Below are 4,847 nucleotides of genomic sequence, written 5' to 3'. Positions count from 1 at the left end.
CGGTTTCCGAGTAGGGAATGGCCTCAAACGTCACTTCGTAACTGGCGTCGCGAGCGGCGCGGCTGATCAGTTGGGTGATCACCGCACCGGGGGCGAAAGCCTGTGGCGCGCCGCCAGAGATTTTAAGTACCTGCCCTGGAGCAAGGGTTGCGCTGCTGCTGACGCCGTTGAGTCGAGTTTGGCCGTTGAGGTAACGCTCGTGACGCAGGCGAGCGTAGAAGTAGCCGCTTTCGCTTTGCAGGTCTTCGTCATGGGCGTAGCGATCGCCCATGACGGTGTAGGGTTCGGCGTAGTGATAAGCCTCGCCATAGGTGCCGTTGGCGCCACGGGTTTGGTCGATATCACCGTTCAGGTGAGCGTTGGCCACGCGGTGCTGGTAGGTGCGGATATTGACGTGCTGTTCCACCACCTGGTGGCTCGATTGCAGGGCCCATACACCGTCCTGGCCACTGCTGCTGAGCCCGGATTGCGGGCGGTAGGCCAACGCCACGTCAAACTGGTAGTGACGCTGGTCATCGTGAAATTCCACTACGTCGATATTCAGGCGTTCGTCGCTGGTGAAGCGGTACCAGATGCCGACGTCGGCCAGCAGGCGCGAGATGAAGGCCAGATCGCTCTCGCCATACTGCATAACCTGTTCGCGTTTGGGGTATTCACGCACCAGGCTGAAAAGGAAGTCCTGGCCTTCAAAATCGTGGCGGCTGCGCAGGATGCTTTCGACGATTTGCGGCACCGATTGATGCTGGTAGATGCGAAACTGTCGGCCTTGGCCGAGCAGGGCCAGGTGCGGTTGCAGGGTGATTTCGTAGCGGGCTTCATCAGCGGAGCCGGACAGGCGTTTGAAACCGGTGACTACGCCGTGCAGGGTACGCAGCGGCTTGATCTCGGGCACGCTGAAGCCCAAGGCCGGTGGTTTTTGCGGTGGGGCGTGCAGGCTGAAACGGGCGGCCTGGCCGAGCAGGGTTTCGGCGGCGAGGTCACGTTCGGTGCTGGTGAACTCTATGCGATAGGTGAACGGTTGGCTCAGGTGTTCCTGGCCCTCAAAGGCCAGGACGTCAAGCAGTGCATCGACGTCGCGCACGCTGAGTGTGTGCCGGCTGTGGTCGTAGAAGCTGCGCAGTTGGTTGATCATGTTCAGGCCTCCATCGCAACAGGCGAAACAGCGTCTTGGGCGTCGATAAAATGCAGGACAATCCCTTCCTCAATGCTGTAGCCCAAGGTCACGCCGAAAGTTTTCTGCCGGGCGGCTTGGCGTTGCAGCAACTGCTGACTGAGGACCGGCAGAATCTGCTGATTGAGCAGGCTGTCGATGTTGCGCGCGCCTGTGTCGGGCAGCAGGCAGGCCGCAACCAGCGCCTCGTTGAGGGCTGCGTCGACCTGACAATCCAATCCGTAATGACGCTGCAAGCGCTTGGCAACGTCGGCGAGTTTGATGGCGACGATACGTTGGAGGGCGTCGGCTTGAAGCGGGCGGTAAATCAGGGTTTGGAAACGAGCCAATAAGGCTGGCTGGAAGTGTTCGCGCAGGATCGGGCGCAGCAACGCGTGCAAGGTACTGTCGGGTGCGTCGGGGAACTCTTGCAGGCAAGTTTGAAGTTCATCGCTGCCAAGGTTGGAAGTCATGAGAATGACGGTGTTGCGAAAGTCGATTTCCCGGCCTTCGCCATCGCGCATGCAGCCCCGATCAAAGACCTGGTAAAAAATATTGAGAACGTCGCGGTGCGCCTTCTCGACTTCATCGAGCAGCACCACGCTGTAGGGGCGTTGACGCACGGCTTCGGTGAGCACGCCGCCCTGACCGTAACCGACGTAGCCGGGAGGTGAGCCTTTGAGCTGGCTGACGGTATGGGCTTCCTGATATTCCGAGAGGTTAATGGTGATCAGCGATTTTTCGCCGCCGAACAGCGTGTCGGCCAGGGCCAGGGCCGTTTCGGTTTTGCCGACGCCGCTAGTGCCGACCAGCAAAAATACGCCCAGCGGGGCTTTTTCGTCTGTCAGGCCGGTCCTAGCTGCGCGTAGGCGCTGGGCCAAAGCACTGAGCGCAAGGTCCTGGCCGATCACTTGCTCACCCAGTTGGTATTCCAGCTCAAGCAGGCTGGCTTGTTCGTCCTTGAGTAAGCTGCCCAGCGGTACGCCGGTCCAGTCAGCGACGACTTCGGCCACACTGCGCGCATCGACGTCGAGGGACAGAAGTGGCTGGTTGCCCTGGGCGTTGCTCAGTTGTTGTTGCAATTGCAGGCAGACGGCCCTTTGTGCGGGTTCTGCCTGACGGGCATCGCACAATTGCTGGGTAAGCTCGAGTTCGTTGCGGTATTGCGCCTCGAGCCCGACTAGCTGGCGGTGCAACTCGGCGTGCTGCGCGTCGATGATCGCCAGGCGCTCGCTGGCGGGGCTGCCGCTCAGTTGCTGGTCTTCTTCCAGGGCCTGGCGTTCCAGCTCGAGGGCTGTTTGCTGGGCCTTAAGGCGCACCAGCGCTTGCGGCTCGCAGTCCAAGCTCATGCGTGCCCGTGCACTGGCGGTGTCGAGCAGGTCGATGGCTTTGTCGGGGAGTTCTCGACCGGTCAGGTAGCGTCGTGAAAGAGTCACCGCGGCTTGTACCGCCGCGTCCTGGATGTGCACGCCGTGATGGCTGGCGTAGCGCGCCTTGAGACCGCGCAGCATCAGGCAGGCGCTGGCGTCGTCCGGCTCGTCGACCTTGACCATCTGGAAGCGTCGTTCCAAGGCGGCATCGCGTTCAAAATACTGTTTGTATTCACCCCAAGTCGTGGCCGCGACCGTGCGCAACTCGCCACGCGCCAGGGCCGGTTTGAGCAGGTTGGCGGCGTCCGCACCACCCGCCTGGTTACCAGCGCCAATCAGAGTGTGGGCTTCATCGATAAACAGCAGCACCGGATGCGGCGACAGTTGCACGGCCTCGATGACGTTTTTCAGGCGTTGTTCGAATTCGCCTTTGACCCCGGCGCCCGCTTGCAACAAACCCAGGTCAAGGGTGCGTAAGGCGACCTGCTTGAGGCTGTCGGGGACATTGCCCTCTACGATGCGTAACGCGAGACCTTCAACCAAAGCGGTTTTGCCGACGCCGGGCTCCCCCACCAGGATCGGGTTGTTCTTGCGCCGACGGCTGAGAATATCGATCACCTGACGGATCTCATCGTCACGGCCAAACACCGGGTCGATCTGCCCCGCCCGCGCCTTGGCAGTAAGGTCGTGGGTGAATTTGTCCAAGATGACTTTCAGGGCATCCGGTTCATCGGTGCCGGATAAAGCGGGCAGCTTAGTGTGGTCCCGTGCCGCTTCTTGCTGCACTTGCGCACGTTCTTCGGAGTGCTGGTCGAGCAACACCAATAGCCGCTGTAACTGGGCATCGCTGATACTAAGCAGCGGCCAAGTGGCGTCGCACACCAGCAGGCTCGGAGTTTCCAGCAGCGCACCGAGCAAATGGGCCGAGCGCAGGATCTCGTTATTGCCATCCAGGGATGCCAGCAGCCAAGCATTCTTGATCAGTTGTTGCAGCTTGCCGCACAGCTGTGGCTTGTTTTGCACGCTGCGCGGCAGGGTGTCCAGATGGTCGATCAGGCCGCGCCAGAGCGCATCCATATCCCATTCGTAGCGACGGGCGATAAGGGTCAGGTCACCCTCGCCTTGCTCCAGCAACTTGAGCAGCCAGTGTTCGATGGTGACCTGCGCGTGGGCACGGCTTTGGCACAACGTAGCCGCTGCACTCAACGCCTGGGTGCAATAAGGGTTGAGACGGCGAAGCAAGCGCGTGGAATGTTGGGCCATACGGTTACATCCTTGTTCGGTGATGGTGGTGTGTCATCGTTAACGCCAGCCACGGGTTTGAAACTCGATGTGTTTGGCTGAACGCCCGCGAACGGACGCTCAACCCAGCACACCGGGAGCCAGCAGGCAAAGGCCCACCTGCTGCTCCATGCGTATCAAGCGCTTTGGCGTTCATTCCATGAATCGGAGTGGATGATGTTGCCGTCCTTGTAGGTCCAGGTGACCTTCTCGTAACGCAACTCCACCTGCTCGAGGTGGTTGTGTTTCTCTTTGCTCGGGTCTTTGACGTCGTGCATTTTCGGCGCGACTTTCACGACTTTGACGTCTTCGAGTTTGGTGATGAAGTACTCGACCTCCTGCCCCGCATCGTCGATGCGGTACCACTTGAACTCAGCACTCTTGAGCGTTTGCCCGGTGGTGACCGCCTTGTAGAGATAGGGGCTGGACGCGTCGATTTCCTTGGAAAACAGAAACGGGGTGTGAACCCGCGTACCGGTCAATTTCCCGGTGTTATTGTCGGTGGGGATGTACAGACTGTGATCCTGGGCAATCACCTCGATGCTGCCCTCGCGTTGTTGCACGTTCACCGAACCCTTGATAGTTGCGCCGCCGTCGTCTTGCAGCCAGAGGTAAACGGGAATTGCCATGTGAAGCTCCTTTTTCTCGTAGATTTAAATGTCGCGGAATGCGACCGGGGGTTGCCTGTCCGGGTGTGCGACGGGAAGCACGCAGGCCCCCGCCTCAGGCACCAGACGGATATCAACGCGGCGGTTGGCTGCACGCCCCGCCTCGGTGTCGTTGCCGGCAATCGGCTGGCTGGCGCCAAAGCCCTGCACGGCAAAGCAGCTGTCGGGAATGCCGCCCATGCGCTGCATCCAGTCATGCACGGCAGCGGCGCGGGCGCGGGACAGTCGAAGATTGTTTTCGTGGTCGCCAGTGGCATCGGTATGCCCCGAGATAACGATCAGCCAGCCGGGCTGTGCCTTGATATCGACCAGCGCATTGATCAGCGTCTTGGCCGAATCCGGCTTAAGCAGGGCACTGCCGCTGGCGAACAGCGACAG

Annotated in this window: 4 protein-coding genes; all 4 read right to left on the bottom strand. The window is 60.5% G+C overall.

The genetic code is table 11. The features are described 5' to 3' along the window. The coding region (locus tag L9Z73_RS25450) for a type VI secretion system Vgr family protein (RefSeq protein ID WP_247407063.1) at positions 1-1,132 on the bottom strand (1,132 nt) is incomplete at its 3' end. Between the two features lie 2 nt (positions 1,133-1,134). Beyond that, positions 1,135-3,783 (bottom strand): type VI secretion system ATPase TssH, encoded by a 2,649-nt coding sequence (tssH, locus tag L9Z73_RS25445; protein ID WP_247407060.1) that lies wholly within the window; start codon positions 3,781-3,783, stop codon positions 1,135-1,137. 155 nt (positions 3,784-3,938) lie between these two features. Further along, positions 3,939-4,430, bottom strand: a complete 492-nt coding sequence (locus L9Z73_RS25440) for an Hcp family type VI secretion system effector (protein WP_247407042.1) — start codon at positions 4,428-4,430, stop codon at positions 3,939-3,941. A 24-nt stretch (positions 4,431-4,454) separates the two neighbouring features. Continuing rightward, the coding region (locus L9Z73_RS25435; protein ID WP_247407037.1) for an OmpA family protein at positions 4,455-4,847 on the bottom strand (393 nt) is incomplete at its 5' end.

It is taken from the genome of Pseudomonas emilianonis (assembly GCF_023072625.1).
In the GTDB taxonomy this organism is placed as follows: domain Bacteria; phylum Pseudomonadota; class Gammaproteobacteria; order Pseudomonadales; family Pseudomonadaceae; genus Aquipseudomonas; species Aquipseudomonas paraveronii.
This window is presented reverse-complemented; position numbering and strand designations above follow the sequence as displayed.

What these genes read in the sequence shown, in the direction of transcription:
- L9Z73_RS25440 (WP_247407042.1), bottom strand. Translation starts at nt 4,430, where the DNA reads ATGGCAATTCCCGTTTACCTCTGGCTGCAAGACGACGGCGGCGCAACT.
- tssH (WP_247407060.1), bottom strand. Translation starts at nt 3,783, where the DNA reads ATGGCCCAACATTCCACGCGCTTGCTTCGCCGTCTCAACCCTTATTGC.